General features: G+C 70.9%; 24 protein-coding genes. 14 read left to right on the top strand and 10 right to left on the bottom strand.

All coding sequences use genetic code 11. The features are described from left to right. The first annotated feature begins 39 nt into the window (after positions 1-39). Positions 40-1,131, top strand: coding sequence for a spore photoproduct lyase family protein (locus LX12_RS10710; protein WP_253654508.1), 1,092 nt, complete (start codon positions 40-42; stop codon positions 1,129-1,131). A gap of 77 nt (positions 1,132-1,208) precedes the next feature. Here the strand turns inward: LX12_RS10710 and LX12_RS10705 are convergent, their stop codons facing one another. Beyond that, complete coding sequence (locus LX12_RS10705; protein ID WP_253654507.1) at positions 1,209-2,444, bottom strand: diguanylate cyclase domain-containing protein; 1,236 nt, start codon at positions 2,442-2,444, stop codon at positions 1,209-1,211. Between the two features lie 124 nt (positions 2,445-2,568). Between LX12_RS10705 and LX12_RS10700 the strand changes: the two genes are divergently transcribed. Beyond that, a complete protein-coding gene (locus LX12_RS10700) occupies positions 2,569-3,747 on the top strand; it encodes a zinc-dependent alcohol dehydrogenase (RefSeq protein ID WP_253654506.1) in 1,179 nt (392 codons plus the stop codon). 3 nt (positions 3,748-3,750) lie between these two features. Here the strand turns inward: LX12_RS10700 and LX12_RS10695 are convergent, their stop codons facing one another. From LX12_RS10695 to LX12_RS10685, 3 genes are read right to left on the bottom strand one after another with little or no spacing between them, the layout of a single operon-like run. After that, positions 3,751-5,115, bottom strand: a complete 1,365-nt coding sequence (locus LX12_RS10695) for a glycosyltransferase family 2 protein (protein ID WP_253654505.1) — start codon at positions 5,113-5,115, stop codon at positions 3,751-3,753. Next, positions 5,112-6,092 (bottom strand): glycosyltransferase family protein, encoded by a 981-nt coding sequence (locus LX12_RS10690; RefSeq protein WP_253654504.1) that lies wholly within the window; start codon positions 6,090-6,092, stop codon positions 5,112-5,114. The genes LX12_RS10695 and LX12_RS10690 overlap by 4 nt, the downstream gene beginning before the upstream one ends. Then, a complete protein-coding gene (locus LX12_RS10685) occupies positions 6,089-7,036 on the bottom strand; it encodes a WcbI family polysaccharide biosynthesis putative acetyltransferase (protein WP_253654503.1) in 948 nt (315 codons plus the stop codon). Before LX12_RS10685 ends, LX12_RS10690 begins: the two co-directional genes overlap by 4 nt. 127 nt (positions 7,037-7,163) lie before the next feature. Here LX12_RS10685 and LX12_RS10680 point away from each other — a divergent pair, with 127 nt between their 5' ends. From LX12_RS10680 to LX12_RS10655, 6 genes are all read left to right on the top strand, one after another. Next, the gene (locus LX12_RS10680) at positions 7,164-8,234 is read left to right on the top strand and encodes a glycosyltransferase family protein (RefSeq protein WP_253654502.1); all 1,071 of its coding nucleotides are present in this window, start codon (positions 7,164-7,166) and stop codon (positions 8,232-8,234) included. Further along, the gene (locus LX12_RS10675) at positions 8,231-9,340 is read left to right on the top strand and encodes a glycosyltransferase (RefSeq protein WP_253654501.1); all 1,110 of its coding nucleotides are present in this window, start codon (positions 8,231-8,233) and stop codon (positions 9,338-9,340) included. Before LX12_RS10680 ends, LX12_RS10675 begins: the two co-directional genes overlap by 4 nt. Continuing rightward, a complete protein-coding gene (locus LX12_RS10670) occupies positions 9,337-10,326 on the top strand; it encodes a glycosyltransferase (protein WP_253654500.1) in 990 nt (329 codons plus the stop codon). Before LX12_RS10675 ends, LX12_RS10670 begins: the two co-directional genes overlap by 4 nt. Beyond that, on the top strand, positions 10,323-11,150 hold the full coding sequence (locus LX12_RS10665) for a glycosyltransferase family 2 protein (RefSeq protein WP_253654499.1): 828 nt from the start codon (positions 10,323-10,325) through the stop codon (positions 11,148-11,150). The genes LX12_RS10670 and LX12_RS10665 overlap by 4 nt, the downstream gene beginning before the upstream one ends. A gap of 158 nt (positions 11,151-11,308) precedes the next feature. Continuing rightward, positions 11,309-12,088 (top strand): GAF and ANTAR domain-containing protein, encoded by a 780-nt coding sequence (locus tag LX12_RS10660; protein WP_253654498.1) that lies wholly within the window; start codon positions 11,309-11,311, stop codon positions 12,086-12,088. 4 nt (positions 12,089-12,092) lie between these two features. Continuing rightward, the gene (locus LX12_RS10655; protein WP_253654497.1) at positions 12,093-12,683 is read left to right on the top strand and encodes an NUDIX hydrolase; all 591 of its coding nucleotides are present in this window, start codon (positions 12,093-12,095) and stop codon (positions 12,681-12,683) included. 4 nt (positions 12,684-12,687) lie between these two features. On the opposite strand, the gene LX12_RS10650 is transcribed toward LX12_RS10655, so the two are convergent. Continuing rightward, positions 12,688-13,407, bottom strand: coding sequence for a TetR/AcrR family transcriptional regulator (locus LX12_RS10650; protein ID WP_253654496.1), 720 nt, complete (start codon positions 13,405-13,407; stop codon positions 12,688-12,690). 78 nt (positions 13,408-13,485) lie between these two features. Here LX12_RS10650 and LX12_RS10645 point away from each other — a divergent pair, with 78 nt between their 5' ends. The 3 genes from LX12_RS10645 to LX12_RS10635 all read left to right on the top strand — a co-directional run bounded on the left by LX12_RS10645 (position 13,486) and on the right by LX12_RS10635 (position 15,287). Next, on the top strand, positions 13,486-14,331 hold the full coding sequence (locus tag LX12_RS10645; RefSeq protein WP_253654495.1) for an NAD(P)H-binding protein: 846 nt from the start codon (positions 13,486-13,488) through the stop codon (positions 14,329-14,331). 102 nt (positions 14,332-14,433) lie between these two features. Continuing rightward, a complete protein-coding gene (locus LX12_RS10640; RefSeq protein WP_253654494.1) occupies positions 14,434-14,982 on the top strand; it encodes a YceI family protein in 549 nt (182 codons plus the stop codon). An 86-nt stretch (positions 14,983-15,068) separates the two neighbouring features. Next, positions 15,069-15,287: a hypothetical protein gene (locus LX12_RS10635; protein WP_253654493.1), complete on the top strand. Its 219-nt coding sequence runs from the start codon at positions 15,069-15,071 to the stop codon at positions 15,285-15,287. 1 nt (position 15,288) lies between these two features. On the opposite strand, the gene LX12_RS10630 is transcribed toward LX12_RS10635, so the two are convergent. Then, complete coding sequence (locus LX12_RS10630; RefSeq protein WP_253654492.1) at positions 15,289-15,870, bottom strand: TetR/AcrR family transcriptional regulator; 582 nt, start codon at positions 15,868-15,870, stop codon at positions 15,289-15,291. Between the two features lie 103 nt (positions 15,871-15,973). On the opposite strand from LX12_RS10630, the gene LX12_RS10625 reads away from it, so the two are divergent. Continuing rightward, positions 15,974-17,608, top strand: a complete 1,635-nt coding sequence (locus tag LX12_RS10625) for an adenylate/guanylate cyclase domain-containing protein (RefSeq protein WP_253654491.1) — start codon at positions 15,974-15,976, stop codon at positions 17,606-17,608. Positions 17,609-17,896: 288 nt separating this feature from the next. Here LX12_RS10625 and LX12_RS10620 read toward each other — a convergent pair whose 3' ends face one another. Both LX12_RS10620 and LX12_RS10615 read right to left on the bottom strand, forming a co-directional pair. Further along, positions 17,897-18,916 (bottom strand): LLM class flavin-dependent oxidoreductase, encoded by a 1,020-nt coding sequence (locus LX12_RS10620; RefSeq protein WP_253654490.1) that lies wholly within the window; start codon positions 18,914-18,916, stop codon positions 17,897-17,899. Between the two features lie 43 nt (positions 18,917-18,959). Continuing rightward, complete coding sequence (locus LX12_RS10615; protein ID WP_253654489.1) at positions 18,960-19,913, bottom strand: threo-3-hydroxy-L-aspartate ammonia-lyase; 954 nt, start codon at positions 19,911-19,913, stop codon at positions 18,960-18,962. 76 nt (positions 19,914-19,989) lie between these two features. Between LX12_RS10615 and LX12_RS10610 the strand changes: the two genes are divergently transcribed. Next, positions 19,990-20,871, top strand: a complete 882-nt coding sequence (locus tag LX12_RS10610; protein ID WP_372504983.1) for an oxidoreductase — start codon at positions 19,990-19,992, stop codon at positions 20,869-20,871. 7 nt (positions 20,872-20,878) lie between these two features. Here the strand turns inward: LX12_RS10610 and LX12_RS10605 are convergent, their stop codons facing one another. Further along, entirely contained in the window at positions 20,879-21,511 is a 633-nt protein-coding gene (locus LX12_RS10605) for an alpha-ketoglutarate-dependent dioxygenase AlkB (RefSeq protein WP_253654487.1), read from the bottom strand. A 132-nt stretch (positions 21,512-21,643) separates the two neighbouring features. Beyond that, positions 21,644-22,804 carry a pyridoxal phosphate-dependent aminotransferase gene (locus LX12_RS10600; RefSeq protein WP_253654486.1) on the bottom strand — a complete coding sequence of 387 codons (1,161 nt, stop codon included), beginning with the start codon at positions 22,802-22,804 and terminating at the stop codon, positions 21,644-21,646. A gap of 51 nt (positions 22,805-22,855) precedes the next feature. On the opposite strand from LX12_RS10600, the gene LX12_RS10595 reads away from it, so the two are divergent. After that, complete coding sequence (locus LX12_RS10595) at positions 22,856-23,440, top strand: hypothetical protein (RefSeq protein ID WP_253654485.1); 585 nt, start codon at positions 22,856-22,858, stop codon at positions 23,438-23,440. Positions 23,441-23,442 lie beyond the last annotated feature (2 nt).

The following is a 23,442-nucleotide window of genomic DNA, read 5'->3' as shown; positions in this document are numbered from 1 at the left end:
TGCCGGGATGGTCGTCTTTGTCGTGAGCGTTCATCAGAGGTGACCGATCCGCTCAGCACCCCCACCCGCATCTGGACGCCGTCGCGTGTCCTGGTCACCCGCTCGGCCGCCGATCACCCCCACAGCGCGGAGATCCTGCGGCGGTGCGAGGCCGCCGGCGTCGAGGACATCGAGATGCTCACCGGTGACCGTCTGACCGGCCTGCGCGGCGAGAACGAACGCCAGACGTACGCCTTGGCCAAGAAGACCCTCGCTGTCGTGGTCGCCCCGCCGAGCGCGCGGAAGCCGCAGCCCATCCCGCCCAGCGCGGACTGGCGCATCGACCTCGCCCGCGGCTGTCCGGCGCACTGCCAGTACTGCTACCTCGCGGGATCGCTGTCGGGACCGCCCGTGACCCGCGTCTACGCCAATCTCGACGAGGTGCTCGACGGCATCCCCACCCACGCGGGGCGCGGTGCCGTCACGTCGGGGACGCTCGAGCGCGGACACGAGGGCACCACCTTCGAGTTGTCCTGCTACACCGACCCGTTGGGCATCGAACACGTCACCGGCTCGGTGGCCGAGGCGGTCCGTCGCGTCGGCGCGGGCGACTACGGGGACGGGGTGTCCCTGCGCTTCACCACCAAGTTCGACGACGTCGACGAGCTCCTCACCATCGACCACGGGCGGCGCACCCGAGTGCGGATGTCGGTCAACGCCGACGAGGTCGCGCACCGTTTCGAGGGCGGGACGGCGCGGATGCCGGCGCGGATCACCGCCCTTCGCCGGCTGGCACTCGCGGGGTATCGCGTCGGCCTCACGATCGCCCCGGTGATGCCCGTCCCCGACTGGCGCGAGCAGTACGGTCGGCTCCTCGCCGACGTCGCCGAGGCTCTGCGCGACGTGCCCGACCTCGACCTGACGGTCGAGATCATCACCCATCGGTTCACCGAGTCCAGCAAGGAGATCCTGCTGAGCTGGTACCCGGCGACCAAGCTCGAGATGGACGAGTCTGTGCGGTCGGCGAAGCGGACCAAGTTCGGCGGCGTGAAGTACGTGTACCCGAAGGAGGCCATGGCCGAGATGAGGTCCTGGTTCCTCGACGAACTGGACCGCGTCCTGCCGGACGCACAGTTCCTCTACTGGACCTGAACCGAGTTCCGCGCTGTGAGGTGTCGCCGTGGTCGCCATGACCACGGAAGCCCGTGTGGGCGCGGATCTCGGACAAATCAGCGCGGGCGGGCGGACTTGTCGCGGTACATCTGCTCGTCGGCGACGCGGAGAAGCGCCGCGGGGTCGTCCCCGGACCAGCTCGACCCCGCCGACACCGAGACCCGCACCGGCGTCGCGGTGGACGTCAGCGTGTACGGCTCGCTGAGCACCGTCTTCAGGCGGATGCGTTGGCCGTCGAGGTCGTCGGCGGTGCGCGCCGAGCGCACCAGCACGACGAACTCGTCGCCGCCGATGCGACACACCGTGTCGTGCACACCGATCACGGAGCCGATGCGATCGGCGACGGCAACGAGCAGTTCGTCGCCGACGGAGTGGCCGTGGGTGTCGTTGACGCGCTTGAAGTCGTCGAGATCGAGGTAGATCAGACCCACCTGTCGCTCGTCCTGCTCGGCGAGTTCGGATACCAGACCCATGAAGCGACGGCGGTTGCCCAGTCCGGTGAGTGGGTCGGTGAGGGCCTGACGCGTCAGTGCTCTCTCGAGCGATCGGCGCTCGGTGATGTCGTGCACCTGCGCGATCACGATGTCCTCACCCGCGGCGGTGGCCGCCCGCACGATCGTCGCGTGACGGTGCACCCACACCGACGACCCGTCGCGTCGGATCAGCCGCGCCTCGGACTCGACGTGCGAGGTGGTCCCGCTCAGGAGCGCCTCGCGTTCGGCCAACGAGACCTCGAGGTCGTCGGGGTGGGCGACGGACGCGAACGACATCTCCAGCATCTCTGCCGTGGTGTAGCCCAGCAGCGCGCACATCGCGCGATTCACGTCGATCCAGCGGTCCGTCGTCGTCATGACGGCCGTCGCGACCGGTGAGAACTCGAGGGTCTTGACGAGCAGCCCCAGTGCCTCGTCGCGCTGCGAGTCGAGGGCAGCCTCGGACGGGACGTCGATCACGTGACCGACGACGCCGGTGACCGCGCCGTCGACGACGTCGGGGGTCAGCGTGATGTGGACGTGTCTGGTGCGACCGTCCGGGTCGACCACGGTCCGCGTGTAGTCCTGCCGCTCACCGGCCAGGGCGGCCTCGAGATGCGGTCGCTCGCGGTCGAACACGTCGGTCCCGACGAGGTCTGCGATCGTGCGTCCGTGTGCGTCGTCGACACCCAGCAGGTGGCGGAGCGCCGCGTTGGCGACGACGTTGCGCATCTGCCGGTCCCACAGGCCGACAGCGGCGGGGACGGCGTCGAGCACACGATCCGCCTGCTCCGCGGAAGGGTCGATCCGCCCAGTCATCGGGCCGTCACCCCCTGCTGGACACGTGGCCGACAGCGACATGTCGGTCGCCGCGCGTCGGATGTTACCGAGACGGGAGCCCGACGCGCGTTTGAGATGGCGCAGCCTGGGGCATGCGCATCCCATGCGTGCAGTCACATGGCAGGGAAAGCGGAACGTCAGCGTCGACGAGGTACCCGACCCGAAGCTGGAGAAGCCGAGTGACGCGATCATCCGCGTCACGTCGACGAACATCTGCGGGTCCGATCTGCACCTGTACGAGGTGCTCGGTCCGTTCATGACCGCCGGCGACATCCTCGGTCACGAGCCGATGGGTGTCGTCGAGGAGGTGGGGTCGGAGACCGGTGACCTCAAGGTCGGGGACCGCGTGGTGATCCCGTTCCAGATCTCCTGCGGGTCGTGCCACATGTGCTCGGACACCCTCTACACGCAGTGTGAGACCACCCAGGTCCGCGACCAGGGGATGGGTGCGGCGTTGTTCGGATACTCGTCGCTCTACGGCGCCGTCCCAGGCGGCCAGGCGCAGTACCTGCGCGTCCCGCAGGCACAGTTCACCCACATCACCGTCCCCGACGGCCCGCCGGACTCGCGCTTCGTCTACCTCTCGGACGTGTTGCCGACGGCCTGGCAGGGCGTGGCCTACGCCGGCGTGCCCGACGGCGGGTCGCTGACGGTGCTGGGCCTGGGCCCGATCGGTGACATGGCCGCCCGCATCGCCACCCACCTGGGGTACCGCGTCATCGGTGTCGACCGTGTCCCCGAACGTCTCGCCCGGGTGCAGGCGCGCGGCATCGACGTCGTCAACATGGACGAGGTCGATGATCTCGGCGACGAGATCCGTTCGCGCACAGGCGGTCGCGGCACCGACTCCGTCCTCGACTGTGTCGGGATGGAGGCGCACGGGTCGGTGGCGACCAAGGCCATCCAGCAGGTGGCCGGGTTGCTCCCCGACGCCATCTCGGGTCCGATGATGGAACACGCCGGCGTCGACCGCCTCGCGGCGCTCTACTCCGCGATCGACATCGTCCGCCGCGGCGGCACGATCTCGCTGACCGGTGTCTACGGCGGCATGGCCGACCCGCTGCCGATGCTCACGCTGTTCGACAAGCAGATCCAACTGCGCATGGGGCAGGCCAACGTGAAGAAGTGGGTGCCCGACATCATGCCGCTGCTCACCGACGACGACCCGCTCGGCGTCGACGACTTCGCCACGCACGAACTGCCTCTCGACGAGGCGCCGCACGCCTACGACATCTTCCAGAAGAAGCAGGACGGCGCGGTCAAGATCGTCCTGAAGCCCTAGGGCTCACCAGTCGAGGCGCGGCTCCTCGTCGAGGAGTTCGAGCGCCGTCGTCGCGACGTCGCGGCGCAGGACGGGGAACAATTCCTCGGCCAGCGTCGCGGCGTCACACGCGAGTGCCGCAGCGTGCCGCTGCGCGCGGGCATCGGCACGGACGGAACGGATCTCGACGATCACGTCGTCACCGGCCACGACGTCGAGGCGCCCGGCCCGGTGGTCGTCGAGCTCGGCGACGCGGTCGCCGAGCGCGCCGGGCTCCGCGGTGATCGGTCGACGGATGTGCACCACGATGCGTGACCGCGCCCCTGTTCCCGGGGTGCCGAGAACGATCCGCGGGTCGGCATCGCCCCAGCTCGCGCGCAGGGCACCCGCGTTCTCACCGACGAGATGAATGGTCGCGTCCAGGTCACGCAGGACTGCGCCGACGGTGACGAGAAGAGTTGCCGCTGAATGCCCGTCGGTGTCGACGACGACGCGGACGTCCGGGAGGGCGAACCGGATGCCGTGCCGCCGGGCGGCCGGATCGGTGATCCGCGACGCCAGGGCCAACGCCTCCGCGTTCTTGCCGACGCGGTCTGACGTCGACCGCTCGGCCCAATCGGGCCCGTCGTGCCACGCGACGGCCTCGGCCACGTGCGCGAGCACCCCGCCCCGCTCCCACGCGCGCGCCGCGAACTCCCAGTCCTCGCCGCCGTAGCCGACGAACCCCTCGTCGAAACCGCCGACGGCCCAGAAGAAATCGCGCTCGCATGTGAGGACGGCGCTGATCACGTGGCGATAGGACCGATGATCGGCGTGAAGCAGGTCGTCGGACTCGCGGTAGGCGTCACGCAGCCAACGCGGCTCGGTCAGCTCCGTCGGCGCGGCGCCGCCGTCGAACCACTCCAGCAGCCGACTCGGTGACCAACCGGCCAGATCCGCGTGCCGTCGTCGACCAACGGCGACGACATCGGCGGCACCCGCCGACAGGCGCACGGCCCGGTCGACATACGTCGGCTCGGGCACGGTGTCGGCGTCGAGGAAACACAGCACCGACCCGTCAGCTGCTCGTGCACCCAGGTTGCGCGCGGCGGCCGCGCGGAACCCGCGATCCTCCTGGCGGACGACGACAGTCCCCTCCAGTGCACCCACATCGGGCGGCACCGACGACCCGTCGTCGGCGACGACGACCTGCAACCGCGTCGCCGGATGGGTCTGTACCGAGAGCGCCGCGAGGACGAGCTCGAGCTGAGGCTGCTGCTCGTAGAACGGGACGACAACCGACACCGTCGGGGGGTCGACGTCACGCGGGGCCAGATCCCACCGGTTGCCCGGCAGGACGCAGCGGCCGTCGGGTAGCAGCCATCGCCCGTCGGGGAGCCGTCCGGTCATGCCGCCCACCGGGCGAACACCGCGTGATGCATCGCGATCACGTCTCGCCAGGACGGTCGGACGTCGACGTCACCCAGCCATGTCCGGCCGGGATCGTCGAGCGCCGACCGCAGCGCGTCGACGAGGTGGTCGTCGTCGTACGTCGTCAGCACGCCGGGCGAGCGCTCGGCGAACTCGTCGATGTAGCGACCTCGCGGCGCGAGTGGACGGCGTCCCGCCGCGATCCACGTCGGGATCGACCCGGAGGCGGAGATGTGACGGTGGTGGGCGACCGGAACCGCGACGGCGTGCAGTGTCGCGTCGAGGTCGGCGTCGTCGACGAACCCAGTGATGCGGAACGGCCGGCCCAGCTCGTCGGCGCGACGACGCAGGTCGTCGACGAGGTCGTCGTGTCCGGGCGACGGGGACCCGATCGCGACCACGCCGACACCGTCGTCGAGGTGGGCCACCGCCTCGAGCACCTCGGCATGCCCCTTCCCGGGGTAGACGAAGCCGAAGACGCCGACGTCTCGCGTCGTCGCGGACGACGGGCGCGGGCCACGCTCCGGTGCGGTCAGTGCGAGCGGGATGACCTCGGGCTCCGGCGCGGTCCACCCGGACTCGCGCAGCAGCGACCGCTCGTGGTCACTGCTGACGACGACCCCGCGGCATACCGCCCCGATCCGCCGGTACGCCGCGGCGCGGCGTTCGTAGGCGCCGCCGTCCGACGGCTGCGGGATGTCGTGCAGTGTCGCGCCCACCGGCACGCCGAGCGTCTCGACCAGGTCGACGAAGCGGTCGGCGGCGGCGGTCGCGTCGGGCCCGAACAGACGGTCGGTGACGTGGATGTGCAGCGGACCGTCGCCGACGGACGTCGGGACCTCGTCGGGTGTGGCCGACCGGACGACGGGCGCGCCGAGTGCGTCGGCGATGTCGCACGCCCACCGGACCACACCGTGACGCTCCGGTCCGACGACGAGATGCGTCACGGTGGTCACGAGGGGCCGAGACCGAGCAGGTCCATGACCTCGCCGTGGCGGGCGACCGCGGCATCGACGAAGCCCGGATGCCTTGCGTAACAGTCCATCTGGATGCGGTGGATCTCGTCGGGTGACACCGTGCGCAGGTGGACCGACCACGCGGACCGCGCTGTCCCCGTGAGCCCGAGGGCGTCGAGGACACGCTGCTCGACGGGCGCCCGGATGCCGCCGAGCAGGGTCCGGCCGGGCTCCTGCACGGTGCCGGCCCATCCCAGTTCGTCGAGGATGCGCTGACCGAGGCGGAGCAGCACCCCGTTCTGGGGGTGGTTGATGGTGTGGGTCGCCTCGGCGCCGACGGCCTCGAGGATGTCGGACACCGCGATGTCGGTGTCACGGGCCTCCCGTCGCCGGAGCTCCTCGCCGCTGCGGCGGGCCACCTCGCGGAACGCCTCGTCGGGGACGTCGACGTCCCATGGGTCGTCGGCGGACCGGCCGTCACGCGCGGCGGCCACCGTGCGCAGGTCGTGGTACGGGACGCCGTCGGGGTCCATCGACGGGTCGTCGGGGTGCCGCACGATCGCCTGGAACGGATGCAGTGCGGACCAGCGCACCACGGGCCAACGGAGGACGGGCACGTCGGCCGGGAGCCGCTCGCGCAGGTCGTCGAGGCCGATGGGCAGGCCGCGGTATCCGCGGCGGACGGGTTGCGAGAGAACCGCACGCGTGCGGCGGAGGAGTCTGTCGAGGTGGGGGAGGTCGTCCTCGGTGAGCTCGTGCACCGGAGGTACACGCAGGGTCCCCCAGGGGGTAGTGTTCACAGTGTTCAGTACGACCCGGAGTGCTTCTGCCTGGCAGTTGCCCCACACGAGCACCACCGGGTGATCGGTCGAGCCAGCGGCCACCGCAGCGCCGCCTACGCCGTAGAAGCCGCCGTAGTGGCGTGTCCGACCGTCGATCTCCATCGGTGCCCACGGTACACCCCGTCACGCACCGCTTTTCGAAACTTCCTGCTGTGAACCGTTGTGGCACAGCATGTCCCGATCGGGTGCAGCAGTGCGGCCCGTCCCTTCGTCGTGGCCGAGAGGACGTATGCTCACCGTGGGATCAGTCCCGTCCGCGCACGTCTACGTGCACCACCTGCAACCCGTCGACGCCGTCGGTGACGACGACCGTGTCGTCCGCCCGCCGGATCCGACGCCCGCGGGTGTCACCGTGCCGGGGCAGTGGTGGCCGCCGGTGATGTTGCGGCCGGACTGGATCGCCGAGCACGCGATCGAGATCGACGTGCTGCACGTGCATTTCGGGTTCGAGTCGTCGACTCCCGCGGACCTGGCCGAGACCGTCGCGGCGCTCGCGACGCATCGCGTGCCGCTGGTGCTCACCGTGCACGATCTCCACAACCCCCACGAGGCCGACCCGACCGCGCACCTGGCCCGGCTGGCGGTGCTCGTCCCCGCCGCCGCAGAGGTCATCACCCTCACCTCGGGTGCCGCGCGCGAGGTCGCCGAGCGGTGGGGCGTGACCGCGACCGTCGTCCCGCATCCCCACGTGGTCCCGCTCGACGACTTCGCCGAGCGCGCCACACGATCCCTGCCCGCCGTGCTGGGTCTGCACGCGAAACACCTGCGTGCGAACAGCGACCCGGTCCCCGTCGCGCGGGCACTGCTGGACATCGCCCGTGACCGCGGCGACGTCCGCGTCCGCGTCGACCTCGACGACGCCGTCGTCGACCCCGACAGCACCTGGTTCGCGCCGCACGTCGTCGACGAACTCCGGTCGCTCGCGCAGGATCCCCGTCTCGACCTGCGGATCCATGCGCGGTTCGACGACGACGCACTGTGGGCGTACCTGCGGGAGATCGACGCGTCGGTGCTCCCGTACCGGTTCGGGACCCACTCCGGCTGGCTCGAGGCCTGTCACGACGTCGGCACGCCGGTGATCGCCCCGCGATGCGGCTACTTCGACGAGCAACACGGCTGTGCCACGTACGCATTCGACGAGTCCGGTGTCGACGTCGCGTCGCTGGCCGCGGCGGTCGACGAGGTCGTCGCCGCCTCGGCGACCGCACGCGCGGCCGACCCCGACGAGCGTCGACGCGAGCGAGAGGCCGTCGCGGCCGCACACGCCGAGGTGTACCGCCGGGCGATGGTGAGCGCATGAGCCGGCCCGATGCGTTGCGGGTGGCGGTCCTCGCGTCGTCGAGCTTCCCGATCGAGCAACCGTTCGCGGGTGGCCTCGAGGCGCACGTCTACAACCTGTCGCGCGCCCTGCGGGAACGCGGTCACCAGGTGAGCCTGTTCGCGGCGCCCGGCTCGTCGCTCGACAAGGACATCACGACACTGCCGGTGCACACACTGGATCTCAGCCCCGCGTCGCTCGTGGATCCCGTGATGACGCCGACCGCGGTGAAGGAGCATCACGCCTATCTCGGCGTGATGCTGGACTTCGCCGGTCATCTCGCGGACGACTTCGACGTGATCCACAACCACTCACTGCACTATCTCCCCCCGGCGATGTCGGCGACGCTGCCGATGCCGATGATCACCACGCTGCACACGCCACCGGTGCCGTGGCTGGAATCGGCTGTGGCGCTGGCGCCGCGGGACGTGAACACCTATGCGGCGGTCAGCCACTTCAACGCCGCCGAGTGGGCGACGGTGGTGCCCGACGCCACGGTCATCCGCAACGGGATCCCGTTGGAGGACTGGCCGGTCGGTCCCGGAGGCCCGGCGGCGGTGTGGTCGGGACGGATCACCCCCGAGAAGGGGACCCACCTCGCGATCGACGCCGCCAGGCTGGCCGGGGTGGACCTGCGTGTCGCCGGGCCCGTCTACGACCCGCAGTACTTCGCCGACGAGGTGGCGCCCCGCCTCGGGGACGGCGTCGACTACGTCGGGCACCTCGGCCGTGCCGACCTCGCCGCGCTGGTCGGGTCGTCGTCGGTGGCCCTGGTGACGCCGGTGTGGGCGGAGCCCTACGGCCTCGTCGTCGCGGAGGCGTTGGCGTGTGGCACACCGGTGGCGGCGTTCAGCCGGGGCGGGGTGCCGGAGATCGTCGACGCGGACTGCGGCGTGCTCGCCCCGGCCGACGACGTCGCCAGCCTCGCCGCCGCCATCCCGCGTGCGGCGCGACTGTCGCGGACCGCGGCGCGGCGCCGCGCCGAGCGGCACTGCTCGTCGGAGCAGATGGTCGACGCCTACGTCGAGCTCTATCGCGAGGTGGTCGCCCGCGGACGGATCGGTGAGGACGCGAGGTCGATCGCGTGATCGGTTGGTACGTCCACCACCAGGGGATGGGCCACGCGCACCGCGCCGACTCGATCGCCCGGGCGCTCGACGAACCCGTCACCGTCCTCTCCTCCCGGCCCCGACCGGCCGGCCATGCGGCCGCGGTGTGGTTCCGGCTGCCCATGGACGTGGCCCCGGGCTCCGACGCCGCCGACCCCAGCGCGGGCGGCGTCGTGCACTGGGCGCCCCGGGACACCCCCGGCCTCACCGCGCGGATGGCGGCCATCGCGGACTGGGTGGCGCGGACCCGCCCGTCGGTGATGGTCGTCGACGTGTCCGTGGAGGTCGCCCTGTTCGTGCGGCTCATGGGCGTGCCGGTCGTCGTGATGGCGATGCCCGGCGATCGTGACGATCGCCCGCACACGCTGGCCTACGACGCCGCCGACGCGATCATCGCGCCGTGGTCGCGCACGGTGTACGACCCGTCGTGGCTGTCCGCGCGGGCCGCGACCACCACGTGGGTCGGCAGCATCAGTCGGTTCGACGGCCGCGTCCGGCCGGATCCGGGACCACGGGCCCGCCCGACCGTGGCCGTGCTGGGCGGCGCCGGTGGTGGTGCGGTGACCGTCGGCGACGTGGCCCGATGGCAGGACGCCGACCCGAGGTTCGACTACCGCGCCGTCGGCGCGGTGGGCGGCCCCTGGACCGCGGACGTGTGGCCGGTGCTCACCTCGTCGGCGGTGGTGGTGACCCACGCCGGGCAGAACGCCGTCGCCGACGTCGCGGCGGCCGCGCGACCCGCCGTGATCGTCCCGCAGAGCAGGCCCTTCGCCGAGCAGTCACGCACGGCTGCGGCCCTGTCCGGCCACCGTGTGGCCGCCGTCCGTGACGAGTGGCCGGCACCGGGGACCATCGCCGACGCCGTCGACGATGCGCTCGCGGTCGGTTCGTCGCGCTGGGCCGACCTGCGGACCGCCGGCGCCGCGGGACGCGCCGCGGACGTCATCGCCGGGGTCGCCGCGTGACACCGACCGTCGCGGTGATCACGGTGGTCTCCGGGCGGCACGACCATCTGCGCGCGCAGCGACGCGGTCTCGCCGACTCGACCGTCGAGCCCGTCCACGTGGTGGTGGCGATGGACGATCCCGCGATCGCGGAGGTGGTCGCCGGGTCCGACATCGTCACCGTCGTCGTGGACTGTCCGCGCGACCCCGACGGGCGCCTGCCCCTGGCGCGAGCACGCAATCTCGGCGCCGACGCGGCGCGCACCGCGGGCGGGGAGCTGATGGTGTTCCTCGACGTCGACTGCATCCCCGCGCCGGACACCCTGCGCCGTTACCTGACGGCGGCTGTCGCGCGTCCCGACGAGATCCACTGCGGGCCGGTGACCTACCTGCCGCCGGGTGTCCCCGGGGACGGCTGGCCCGACGACTGGTCCGTCCACACCGCGCCCCATCCCGCGCGTCCGGCGCCGCCGGCGGGACATCTGTGGAGCGTCGACGATCCCGATCTGTTCTGGTCCCTGTCCTTCGCGGTGCGTCCCGCGGTGTTCGACCGTGTGGGCGGCTTCTGCACCGAGTACGCCGGATACGGCTGTGAGGACACCGATTTCGCGGCCACGGCTGCGAGACTGGGCGTGGGGATGTCGTGGGTGGGTGGGGCCGACGCCTACCACCAGCACCACCCCGTGTCGCGGCCGCCGCGTGAACACCTGGGGGACATAGTGTCCAATTCCGCGGTGTTCCACAGACGTTGGGGTCGGTGGCCGATGGAGGGGTGGCTGACCGCGTTCGAGTCGGAAGGTCTTGTGCGTCGCTCCGACGACGGCCGCATCGCGGTCGTGTCTTGACGGTTGCAGCTCCGCACGCGTGCCGTGGGATGGCTTATGGTGTGCGACCGCTGGTCGGAGATGTGTTTCATGCGTGCGTGTTTCGTGTTCGTTGATTCGATGGACCCGTCGCGCCGAAGCTGCGACAATGGGTCAGATCCGACAGCGGTGGTGATGAGATGACTGTCAGTGCACAGAGGATTGCTGGTGGCGTCGACGTCCACGACGAGATCGCTCGCATGTCCCTCTCCGCGCATGGTGTGAACGGGCGGGCCGTCCCTGTCGACGACGTCCTGGAGATGGTCGCGTCGACCGCGTGTCGTCTGCTGCCCCCGGTCGACCACGTCTCGATCTCCCTCGTCCGGCATCACCGGTCGGGACGGGTCCTGCGGGAGAAGACGGTGGCCACCGGTGGCCCGTCCCGCCTGTTCGCCAACACGCAGTGGGAGGACGGCGCCGGCCCGGGGATCGAGGCCATCCTCTCCGGGGCTGTCGTGACCGTCGAGGACGTCGACGACGAGCGCCGGTGGCCGCAGCTGATGGACGTCGTCCGGCGCGACACGCCGATCCGATCGTCGCTGTGCGTCGCCATGACGGCGGCCGACCGCGACATCGGCATCATCGTGATGCACTCCGAGCATCCCCACGCCTTCGACGCCGACAGCATCGAGGTCGCCCAGATGCTCGGCGTCCACGCGGCGATCGCCGCCTCCGCCGCGCGCCGCGAGGAGCAGTTCGTGCAGGCACTGGCCTCGCGCGACGTGATCGGGCAGGCCAAGGGGATGATCATGGAGCGGTTCGGTGTCGACGCCGACCGCGCGTTCTCGATGCTCGCGACGCTGTCGCAGGAGACCAACACCCCGGTCGCGCAGGTCTCGCGCAAGCTGGTCGGCGCGGTGTCGCCGACCGTGTCCCGGCCGGGTGCCGTGGCCGCCGCCGACGACGAGGGTGCACAGTGATCGGGTGACCCCCGACGAGATCGCCGCGCGCCTCGACGCGTTCGAGGTGCGCAGGATCGACCTCCCCGGTGCACGCCGAGCGGCCGTCGCGGTCACCGTGACCAGTGTCGACGAGCGGTGCGGGATCTGGGTTCTCAAACGTCCCGACGACATGCGGTCACACCCGGGGCAGTACGCGCTCCCGGGCGGGTCCATCGACCCCGGCGAGGACGAGATCGACGCGGCACTGCGCGAACTCGAGGAAGAGGTCGGCGTGCACGTCGGACGGGACGCCGTGCTGGGCCGCCTCGACGACTACGCCACCCGATCGGGTTTCGTGATGTCGCCAATCGTGTGCTGGGCCGGCCCCGACCGGCAGGTGGCGCCGAACCCCGCCGAGGTGGCGCACCTGTACTTCGCCACCCTCGACGAGATCGCCGTCGCGCCACGGTTCATCACGATCCCGGAGTCCCCGCGACCGGTGATCCAGCTGCCCATGCTGGGCGCGCTGATCCATGCGCCGACAGCCGCGATCATCCATCAGTTCGCCGAGGTGATCGCGGGGCGCCCGACCCGGGTCGCCGACCTCGAGCAGCCGGTGTTCGCCTGGCGCTGACGCCTCACCCGGTCGTGCGGATGCGGTCCAGCCAGTCCAGGAGCAGCTGACGCTCCGACCCGCTCAGCCCGGAGACGTGGGGAGCGACGGCACGGAACGCGGTCACCGTCGCGGTCACGGCGTCCGTCGGGTCATCCGGTGCCTCGGTGAGGATCGCGGTCGCGACGGCGCGCCACATGTCGTCGGCGAGTGGAGAGTGCACGCCATCGGCCGGCATCGACAGGAGGACGCGGACAGCGCCGTTGCCGGCGGCCGACAGCATGTCCGCAGCGCGGGACTCCTCGACGCGGAGTCGACCGGTGGCGGCGACGCGACGCACCCGCTCCGCGAGCACCCGACGGCCGTCCTGCGCTGCCGCCGACCCGACGACGCGGTCGGGGTCTCCGAACAGGTGGAACAGCGCGGGGTGGGTGAGCCCGAACTCGACCTGACGGAACCACCCGTCGCGGAGGTCCTCGACGGGGTCGACGCGATCGGACGAGGCGGCGACCTCGGCGGCCTTGCGGGCGACGAAGTCGGCCATGACGTGTTCGGCCACGGCGTCGAGCAGTCCGTCCTTGTCGCCGAAGAGCCGGTAGATCGTCGGTGGCTGGACGCCCGCCGCCTGGGCGACGCCCCGGGTGGTGACCGCCGACGCGCCGTGGTCGGTGAGGAGGTGAGACGCCGCCTCGACGATGCGGGAACGCACGTCGTCGCGGTCCTCCTCGGGCGGTGAAGTCGTCACGTTCCGACGATAACAACCGTCTGTTACCGTCGATTTTATCGTCGGAAACATAAAAGTCTGATCAACGATAGGGCCAGCATGATCATCATCACCGGGGCCACGGGTGGCCTCAACGGGGCGACGACCGACCACCTGCTCACGCAGCTGCCGGCCGACGACCTCGTCGTCGTGACCCGCGACCCCGACCGGGCCGGCCACCTCGCCGATCGCGGTGTCGAGGTCCGACGCGGCGACTATGCCGACCCGGCGTCGCTGCCCGCCGCGTTCGACGGCGCCGACCAGCTGCTCCTGGTGTCGTCGAACGACCCGTTCGCCGACGCGGTGACGCTGCACCGGAACGCCGTCGACGCCGCGGTCGAGGTCGGGGTGGGTCGGATCCTCTACACCAGCCACCAGGGCGCCGCCCATGACAGCCCGTTCGCCCCGGCGCGCGACCACGCCGCGACCGAGGAGTTGCTGGCGCGCAGCGGCCTGCCGTGGACGTCGCTGCGTAACGGCTTCTACGCCCACAGTCTCGGTTGGTTGGCCGGGCCGTGGCGCTCGACGGGTGTCATCCGCGTCCCGGGAGACGGCCCCGTCTCGTGGACGGCGCGCGAGGACGCCGCCGAGGCCGCCGCTGCGGTCCTCCTCGCCGACGATGCGTACGACGGCCCGGTGACGATCACCGCACCCGAGGCGCCGACGTTCGCGGAGGTGGCCCAGGTGGCATCGGAGCTGGTCGGCGAGACGATCGGTCTCGAAGTCGTCGACGCGCAGCAGTGGGTCGACGAGCAGGTGGCCGCCGGCGCGCCGGAGCCGCAGGCGCGGTTCACCCTCGGCATGTACGACGCGGCGGCCCAGGGCTTCTTCGCCGGCGTCGACCCGCTGCTGACGGAGCTGATCGGCCGGACGCCCCGCACGGCCCGCGATGCGCTGATGGCGTGATGTCGATCACGTCCGGGATTGTCGGAATGAATCGGACCGCGGTCCGCTTATAGTTCTCGACGGGCCGGACAGGCCGACCCACCGTGCTCCGAGGGAGTTCTCATGACCACCGCAACCGCTGCCGGCCTCAACACCGGCACCTGGACCATCGACCCCGTCCACTCCGCCATCGCCTTCTCGGTCCGTCACCTGATGGTGAGCAAGGTCCGCGGCACGTTCGACACGTTCAGCGGCGAGATCGCCATCGCCGAGGACGGCACCCCATCGGTGCGCGCAGAGATCGACGTCCGCTCGATCAACACCAAGAACGAGCAGCGCGACGGTCACATCCGCTCGGCCGACTTCTTCGACGCCGACAACCACCCCACCGCCACGTTCGTCTCGACCTCGGTCACCGGCGAGAACGGCGACTACGTGCTGACCGGTGCCTTCACCCTGCGGGGCGTGACCAAGTCCGTGTCGATGCCGCTGGAGTTCAACGGCGTGAACCCGGGCATGGGCCACGGCGAGGTCGCGGGCTTCGAGGCGTCGATCGAGCTGAACCGCAAGGACTTCGGTATCTCCATCGACATGCCGCTCGAGACCGGCGGGACCGTCGTGGGTGACAAGGTGACCATCACCCTCGAGATCGAGGCCACCAAAGCCGCCTGAGCGCGCGGAAATTCGGATGACAGGCTGATCGGGCGCGCTCTACCGTCCTCGGTGTCACTTCCCACACCGACTCCGAGGAGGCAGCCATGGTCATCACGACCCGTGTCCCGGCGCCGGCCGTCTCCGGCCGCACGTCACCGACAACCGTTCTCGCGCAACCGTTCTCGCATCTCACGCGGCGCTCCGTCGCGATGAGCCGCGACGACCGCGAGCGGCACCACCGTCGGCGTCGGGAACACATCGAACAGGAACGACGATCCGCGCGAGCGGAACTCGCCCTGCTGTACCTCGGCGTCCGCCGGTAGGTCAGCGGGCGCGGATGCCGTCGAGGAACAGGTCGACGAGGCCGGCGAGATAGGCCTCGTCGACCTCTTCGTGTGTCAGCAGTCGCCGGGCGTAGACGGGCCCGTACATCGCCTCGAGGGCGAGGCGATGATCCACGTGCGGGGAGATCTCCCCCCGCGCCACCCCACGTTCGAGGATCGTGGCGACCTCGGTCATGCGCTCGTCGGTGATCCGGCGGCGCGCCTCCTCCAGGCGGTCGATCTCGATCGGCATCGTCGCGAGGCGCAGCAGCGCCCAGTTCTGCGGACTCGACATCGACTCGTCGAGGCTCGCGAGGAGGGCGATCAGGTCGTCACGGACCGACCCGGTGTCGGGGACGTCGATCGACAACGGGTCGAGATGGCTGAGCACCGCGTCGGTGATCAGCTGCTCGCGCGTCCGCCAGCGCCGGTAGATGGATGTCACATGCACGCCGGCCGCCTCGGCCACGGACGCCACGGTGACACCGTCGACACCCACGTTGAGCAGCTCGTTCAGGGCTGCGGTGAGCACGTTGTCGCGGACCGCCTTGCCCCGACGGTGACCCCCTGTGGTCGACGACACGGAATGACCCTAACGCAAGTGGGGTTGCGCTCTGTAGGCTTTACGCAACTCGACTTGCGATGGCCGCCGGACGACGACAGCCGACACGGAAACGAGCCGACCCATGACCGAACACCACCAGCAGGACAGGCGCACCGTCGCGTCCCGCTTGATGGGCTTGGCGACGGTCGGCATCATCGTCGCCACCGTCGCGGTCGGTCTCGAGACCGCGCTGCTGGTCGCTCTCACCACCTCGGGCGGTCACCTGACCCTCGGTTCGGGCGGGCAGAGCGTTTCCGGTGTCTTCTGGGGATTGCTCGTCGGCGCGACCATCGACTTCGTCGCCGCGATCGCCGTGCTCCGACCCCACATCCGCTGGTATCTCTCCGGAGTCCCGGCCGACAAACGACGGCGCCTCGCGCTGCAGCGCATGCCGATGACCGGTGTGGCGGCGACGGGGATCGGGTGGGTCGGCGGCGTCGTCGCCTACGCGTCCGTCGCGGGCCGGGACCTTGGGGCCATCGACCTGCTCATCATCGCGACAGCCTTCGCGTTCGGCGGTGCGTCGTGCGCCGCGGCGATCTACATGATCCTGGAGCGCGTCGGCCGTCCGCTCGTCGCCGCGGCCATGCAGGACTCCCCGCCGCCGGAGCCGATCCTCGGCGTCCGCGAACGGATGATCGTGCTGTGGCTCGCCGTCAGCGGTGTGCCGCTGGGCGGGATCGTCCTGGTCAACGTCGGGCGCGCCATCGGCTGGGTGCCCCCGAGTGACACGGTCCTCGACATCCCCACGGTCGTCCTCGCCATCATCTGTCTCGCGAGCGGCGTGCGGGCGATCGCCCTGGTGACCCGGTCCATCACCGACCCGTTGCGCGACATCCGCGGTGCGGTCGAGCGCGTCGCCGACGGCGACTACGACACCCGCGTCGACGTCTACGACTCGTCGGAGATCGGCGTGCTGCAGGACGGCTTCAACACGATGGTCGACGGTCTCGCCGAGCGGGACCGACTACGCGATCTCTTCGCGCGCCACGTCGGTACGGAGGTCGCGGCCCGCGCGCTGCGCACCGACATCGGCATGCACGGGTCTCAGGCCGAGGTCGGCGTGTTGTTCGTCGACATCGAGGGGTCGACGCGGTTCGCCGAGTCGACCGATCCCGAGACCGTCGCGGCGAGCCTCAACCGCTTCTTCACGATCGTCGCCGAGGTCGTCGCCCGGCACCACGGCTTCATCAACAAGTTCGAGGGCGACGCCGCGCTCGCGGTGTTCGGTGCGCCCAACGCCGTCGCCGACCCCGCTGCGGCCGCTCTCGCCGCAGCACGCGAGCTCGGCGCCGAGCTGGAGGAGATCCATCCGCTCCGAGTGGGGATCGGTGTCTCCAGCGGACGCGTGTTCGCGGGCAACATCGGCGCCGAGACCCGGTACGAGTACACCGTCATCGGCGACCCGGTGAACGAGTGCGCGCGTCTCGCCGACGTCGCCAAGCAGAGCCGGTCCAACGTGCTGGCCAGTGGCGCCGCGGTCGACAGCCTGGTGTCCGCCGGCGTCGACGACGACGGCGAGTGCATGCTGACCGCCGAGCACGACGAGTACTACGAGTGGACCGCCATCGGTCAGGTGACACTGCGCGGTCGCGCGACGCCGACGGACGTCCACGCGCCGGTCGATCTCGTCGCCGACTCGGACCTGAGGTTCACCGACCTCGTCGACGGGCTCATCCGTCGTCCGCTGTCGATCCTGCGCGGCAAGCGAGCCTGACCCGCCCGGGTTGCGCGCCCTGCCCGCTCAGACCGCTGACCGCCGTTCGCTGGGCAGTCGGAGCCGTTCGTTGGGCAGCAGGAACCGTCTGGTGGGCGGTTGGAGCAGTGGTCGTGCCGCCGGGCCGCTCCGGGTGCCCAACGAACGGTCCCGACTGCCCAACCAACGGCTCCTGGTGCCCAACCATCGGTTCCGGGTGCCCGACGATCGGTTCCCGGTGCCCGTCGAGTGGTGGGGACGACGCGACCCCCGCCTGCCAGGCAGACGGGGGTCGCAGACGAGAGTCGTTCAGCGCCAGCCGAGCTCCGGCGCGACGTGGGTCAGGATCGACTCGATGACGTGGGCGTTGTACTCGACGCCCAGCTGGTTGGGGACCGTCAGCAGCAGGGTGTCGGCCTCGGCGATCGCCGAGTCCTCGGCCAGCTGCTCGACGAGCCTGTCCGGCTCGTCGGCGTAGGACCGCCCGAACCGGGCGATGCCGCCGTCGATGTGCCCGACCTGGTCCGACTCCTGTCCACCGTGACCGAAGTAGGCGCGGTCCCGGTCGTCGGTGATCGCGAAGATGCTGCGGCTCACCGACACCCGTGGTGTGAAGGAGTGACCCGCGTTCTGCCACTCCTTGCGGAACACGCGGATCTGCTCGGCCTGCAGCTCGTGGAACGGCACACCCGTGTCCTCGGTGAGCAGGGTCGAGCTCATCAGGTTCATGCCCTGCTGCGCAGCCCACTCCGCGGTCGCGCGCGTGCCGGCGCCCCACCAGATCCGCTCGCGCAGACCCTCGGAGTGTGGCTCGAGGCGGAGCAGTCCCGGCGGGTTGGGGAACATCGGCCGCGGGTTCGGACGTGCGAACCCCTGGCCCTCGAGGCCCTGCAGGAACACCGCGGTGTGGCGACGCGCCATGTCGGCGTCGGTCTCACCCTCGGCGGGCGCGTACCCGAAGTACTTGTAGCCCTCGATCACCTGCTGCGGGGATCCCCGGCTGATGCCGAGCTGCAGTCTGCCTCCGGAGATGAGGTCCGCGGCGCTCGCGTCCTCGACCATGTAGAGCGGGTTCTCGTACCGCATGTCGATGACACCCGTGCCGATCTCGATCCGCGACGTCCGCGCGCCGACCGCGGACAACAGCGGGAACGGCGACGCCAGCTGGCGGGCGAAGTGGTGGACGCGGAAGTAGGCGCCGTCCGCGCCGAGCTCCTCGGCGGCGACGGCCAGGTCGATGGACTGGAGGAGCACATCGGCCGCGGACCGCGTCTGAGACTGCGGAGAGGGCGTCCAGTGCCCGAACGACAGGAAACCGATGTTCTTCATGTCCCTATAATGGACCGCGGTCCGTTTTTGTTCCAGTCGCAGCTCAGTGGGCCGTCGCGAAGACGGCGGTGTCGACGTTCCCACCGGAGAGGACGATGCCCACACGGGCACCGGCGAACCGCTCGCGGTGACCGATCGCGGCGGCGAGACCGAGGGCGCCCGTCGGCTCGACGACGAGCTTCGCGCGCGTCGCGAGCAGCCCCATCGCGTGCCGGAGCGCGTCGTCGTCGGCGGTGAGGACGTCGGTGACGAGGTCACGGATGATCGGGAACGTGCGATCGCCGACGCGGGTCGTCTGCGCACCGTCGGCGATGGTCCGTGGCGTGGGGATCTCGACGATGTACCCGGCCCGCAACGACTGCAGCACGTCGTCCCCCGCGGCGGGCTCGACCCCGAACACCTCGGTGGTGGGGGACAGCGCCGCCGCCGACAGCAGCGACCCGCTGAGCAGTCCGCCGCCGCCCAGCGGGACCAGCAGGACGTCGAGGTCGGCGACGTCGGTGAGCAGTTCGGCGACGGCGGTGCCCTGCCCGGAGATGACGTCGGGGTGGTCGAACGGCGGGATGATCGATGCCCCGGTGCGATCGGCGATCTCGCCCGCGACGGCGACCCGATCCTGCGAGTAGCGGTCGTAGCGGACGATGGTCGCACCGTACGCCTGCGTCGCCGCGACCTTCGGGGCGGGTGCGTCGTACGGCATGACGATCGTCGCCGGGACGTCGTGCAGACACGCGGCGAGGCTCAGGCCCTGCGCGTGGTTGCCGGACGAGTAGGCGAGCACGCCGGCGCGACGACGGTCGGCGGGCAGCCGGGAGACGGCGGTGTAGGCGCCGCGGAACTTGAACGCCCCGGCGCGCTGCAGGTTCTCGCACTTGAAGAACAGTCGCGCGCCGACGATCTCGTCGAGCAGTCGCGACGTCACCACGGGTGTGCGGTGGGCGATGCCGGCGAGGGTCGCAGCCGCCGCTGCGACGGAGTCGTAGGTCGGCGCGGTCATGCCCGCAGCATAGGAGTCGCACGACGCGCTGTGACCGCTGCACGAGTCCACGACCACGGCTGTGGGCGCACGTAGGATCGCGACGGTGAGCTGGACTACGCGCGACATACCCGATCAGACCGGCCGGACGTTCGTGATCACCGGTGCCAACAGTGGGCTCGGGGCCGAGGCCGCGAAGGCGATCGGTGCCGCGGGCGGCTCGGTGGTCCTCGCCTGCCGTTCCACCGAGAAGGCCGAGCCCGTGGCGAGGGAGATCGGCGCGAACGCGACCGTGTCCCGCCTCGATCTCGCCGACCTGTCGTCGGTGCGGGAGTTCGCCGCCTCCGTCGAGAAGGTCGACGTGCTGATCAACAACGCCGGGGTGATGGCTGTGCCCAAGGGCCGCACCGCCGACGGGTTCGAGATGCAGTTCGGTACCAACCACCTCGGCCACTTCGCCCTGACCGGTCTGTTGCTGCCGAAGATCACCGACCGCGTCGTGACCGTGTCGTCGTTCGCGCATGCGGCGGGCAAGATCGCGCTCGACGATCTCAACTATGACCGTCGTCGCTACGAGCGGTGGACGGCCTACGGGCAGTCGAAGCTGGCGAACCTGCACTTCGCGTTCGAGCTCGCCCGTCGCCTCGGCCGGTCGGGGTCCACCCTCGGGTCGATGGCCGCGCATCCCGGGTACGCGAGCACCAACCTGCAGTCGCACACCGAGTCGCTCTACGACCGGCTGATGTCGGTGACCAACCTCCTCGTCGGTCAGTCCGCCGCGAACGGCGCGCTGCCGGAGCTGTACGCCGCGACGTCGCCCGACGCCGCGTCGGGTGCGTTCTACGGACCGAAGAACCTCGGTGGCCTGCGCGGCGAGCCGGTGCTGACCAAGCCGCTGTCGAAGGCGCGGGACGAGTCGGTCGCTCAGGCGCTGTGGATCGCGTCGGAGAAGCTCACCGGCGTCACCTACGACATCTGAGATTGGCTCAGAACACCCCAAGAGGTCGGAACTGCACGCTGATGCGGGGACCGACGCCGGTCACCTTCGGGACCGCGTGTTCCCAGGTGCGTTGACAGCTGCCGCCCATCACCAGCAGGTCGCCGTGGGAGACGACGAACCGCAGCGACGCGCCGCCGCCGCGCGGCCGAAGCATGAGCGGACGTGGTGACCCGAGTGAGACGATCGCGACCATCGTGTCCTCGGTGCTACCGCGCCCGATCGTGTCACCGTGCCAGGTGACGCTGTCGGAACCGTCGCGGTAGAAACACATCCCGGCCGTCGCGAACCCCTCGGGCAACTCGTGACGGTAGTGCGCGGTGAGAGCGTCACGCGCCTCGTCGAGAACGGGGTGGGGGAGTGGGTCGTCCTCGTGGTAGGTGCTGAGCAGTCGGGGGACGTCGACGACGCGGTCGTACATCTGCCGACGTTCTGCCCGCCACGGCACCTCGGTGCGCAGGTGGTCGAAGAGTGCGTCGGCGCCCTCGATGAACCCCGGGCGGACGTCGACCCATGCGCCCTCGGTGAGCACCCGACGACGGACGGCCGCGCCCAGCGGCATCACGGTGGGTTCGGTGTCGTCGGCGGCGAACAGCGACCCCTGGGTCCCGGCGGAGGTCATGGGACCAGCGTACGCCCCGATCGAACGTGTGTGCGAGCGGTTTCCCGCGACCGAATCTGTTCGCCGCGACCGTCGCAACGGTCTCAGGAGGCGGAGACGGTCGCGAAAGGGGTCGACACGGTCGCGGGAAGATCAGCCGGCGAGACGGCGGAGGCGTTCGATGCCCTCGTGCAGGACGTCGTCGCGCTTGGCGAAGGCGAAGCGGATCAGGTGCTGCCACGGCTCGCGCCGGTCGACGAAGGCGCTGACCGGCACCCCGGCCACGCCGTAGGTGCCCGGCAGTTCGCGGCACAGGGCCTCGCCGTCGGTGATCCCGAGCGGACGCGGGTCGGCGCAGACGAAGAACGTGCCCTCGGTGCGGTGGACACCGAAACCGATGTCGGCCAACGCCTCCGAGATGACGTCGCGCTTGCGCTGCAGGTCCTTGCGGTTGGCGTGCACCCAGTCGATCTCGGTGTCGAGGGCACCGGCGACGGCCGGCTGGAACGGCCCGCTGCCGACGAACGTCATGAACTGCTTGGCGGTCCGTGCCGCCGCGACCAGGCGTGCCGGACCGCTCAACCAGCCGACCTTCCACCCGGTGACGTTGAACGTCTTCGCGGCGCTGGAGATGCGGATGGTGCGCTCCCGCATGCCCGGCAGCGACGCGATGGAGCGGTGCTCGCGGTCGTCGAACACCAGGTACTCGTACACCTCGTCGCTGATGACGACGACGTCGTGCTCGACGCACGCGGCGGCGATCGCCGCGAGATCGTCGTCGGACAGCACCGACCCCGTCGGGTTGTGCGGGCTGTTCACGACGACCGCGGCGGTCTTGTCACTCACCGTGGCGGCGAGCGCGTCGCGATCGAGGACGAAGCCGTCCCCGTCGGCGACGAGCGGTACCGACCGTCGGAACCCGCCGGCCATCGCCACCGCGGCGGCGTAGGCGTCGTAGAACGGCTCGATCAGCACCACCTCGCTGCCGGGCTCGACGAGTCCGACGACGGCCGCGGCGATCGCCTCGGTGGCGCCCACGGTGACGAGCACCTCGGTGTCGGGGTCGTAGTCGAGGCCGTAGGTGCGCGACTGCTGGTCGGCGACCGCGCGACGCAGCGCCGGGATGCCCGGACCCGGCGGGTACTGGTTGGCGCCCGAGGTGATCGCGGTGCAGGCGGCGTCGAGCAGCGAGCGGGGTCCGTCGGTGTCGGGGAAACCCTGACCCAGGTTGATGGCGTCGTGGGCCACGGCGAGCTGCGACATCTCCGCGAACACGGTGGTGGCGAACGGGGCCAGGCGGGCGACGGTGCTCATCGGTCCAGGCTGTCACAGCGGCGGACGCCCTCCCGGTCGTAGGGTCACCCGGTGACCGACGTGCGCAGGCGAGCGACGTGGCCGCTGCTCGTCGCGGTCGTGGTGATCGTGGTGCTGCTCGTCGCCGTCGTGGTGGTGGCGGTGATCGGAGGTCGGGGTGCGGTGCGCACGTCGGCCGACGTCGCCGTCGGCGGCTGTGTCGTCGTGAACGACCGCGGCAACGACGCTGTCGCCGTCGACGCCGTCGGGTGCACCGGCGACGGCATGACCTTCTACGTCGCGGCCAGGCCGACCGGTCGCGCCGGCTGTCCCGCCGTGACCGATCCCGCCCGGCTGGCGCCGGACCTCCGCGTCGAGCTCGGCGGTGACGCGATCTGCCTGGTGCCGGATCTCCGTCAGGGGCGCTGTTACCTGCTGCCCGCCGCGCGGGACGGGTCGTCGGCGGCGCGACGCGCCGCACGCTACGAGCGCAAAGGGTGTTCGACGGTGGCGGGCACCGCCGATTCGCCGATCTACGCGGTGACCCGCCGAGCCGACGGGGCGACGCGCGTCGACTGCCCCGCCGGGCAGATCGGCTGGGGTACCGGGCGACCGCGGCCGATCGCGTACTGCCTGACGCCGACGCGCGCCGGTTAGTG

The organism is Williamsia serinedens (assembly GCF_024171725.1).
Taxonomy (GTDB): domain Bacteria; phylum Actinomycetota; class Actinomycetes; order Mycobacteriales; family Mycobacteriaceae; genus Williamsia_A; species Williamsia_A serinedens.
The sequence above is the reverse complement of the archived record's forward strand: the minus strand, read 5'-3'. Positions and strand labels throughout refer to the sequence as shown.

What these genes read in the sequence shown, in the direction of transcription:
- LX12_RS10705 (WP_253654507.1), bottom strand. Translation starts at nt 2,444, where the DNA reads ATGACTGGGCGGATCGACCCTTCCGCGGAGCAGGCGGATCGTGTGCTC.
- LX12_RS10700 (WP_253654506.1), top strand. Translation starts at nt 2,569, where the DNA reads ATGCGTGCAGTCACATGGCAGGGAAAGCGGAACGTCAGCGTCGACGAG.
- LX12_RS10695 (WP_253654505.1), bottom strand. Translation starts at nt 5,115, where the DNA reads ATGACCGGACGGCTCCCCGACGGGCGATGGCTGCTACCCGACGGCCGC.
- LX12_RS10685 (WP_253654503.1), bottom strand. Translation starts at nt 7,036, where the DNA reads ATGGAGATCGACGGTCGGACACGCCACTACGGCGGCTTCTACGGCGTA.
- LX12_RS10680 (WP_253654502.1), top strand. Translation starts at nt 7,164, where the DNA reads ATGCTCACCGTGGGATCAGTCCCGTCCGCGCACGTCTACGTGCACCAC.
- LX12_RS10675 (WP_253654501.1), top strand. Translation starts at nt 8,231, where the DNA reads ATGAGCCGGCCCGATGCGTTGCGGGTGGCGGTCCTCGCGTCGTCGAGC.
- LX12_RS10660 (WP_253654498.1), top strand. Translation starts at nt 11,309, where the DNA reads ATGACTGTCAGTGCACAGAGGATTGCTGGTGGCGTCGACGTCCACGAC.
- LX12_RS10645 (WP_253654495.1), top strand. Translation starts at nt 13,486, where the DNA reads ATGATCATCATCACCGGGGCCACGGGTGGCCTCAACGGGGCGACGACC.
- LX12_RS10640 (WP_253654494.1), top strand. Translation starts at nt 14,434, where the DNA reads ATGACCACCGCAACCGCTGCCGGCCTCAACACCGGCACCTGGACCATC.
- LX12_RS10635 (WP_253654493.1), top strand. Translation starts at nt 15,069, where the DNA reads ATGGTCATCACGACCCGTGTCCCGGCGCCGGCCGTCTCCGGCCGCACG.
- LX12_RS10625 (WP_253654491.1), top strand. Translation starts at nt 15,974, where the DNA reads ATGACCGAACACCACCAGCAGGACAGGCGCACCGTCGCGTCCCGCTTG.
- LX12_RS10620 (WP_253654490.1), bottom strand. Translation starts at nt 18,916, where the DNA reads ATGAAGAACATCGGTTTCCTGTCGTTCGGGCACTGGACGCCCTCTCCG.
- LX12_RS10615 (WP_253654489.1), bottom strand. Translation starts at nt 19,913, where the DNA reads ATGACCGCGCCGACCTACGACTCCGTCGCAGCGGCGGCTGCGACCCTC.
- LX12_RS10605 (WP_253654487.1), bottom strand. Translation starts at nt 21,511, where the DNA reads ATGACCTCCGCCGGGACCCAGGGGTCGCTGTTCGCCGCCGACGACACC.
- LX12_RS10600 (WP_253654486.1), bottom strand. Translation starts at nt 22,804, where the DNA reads ATGAGCACCGTCGCCCGCCTGGCCCCGTTCGCCACCACCGTGTTCGCG.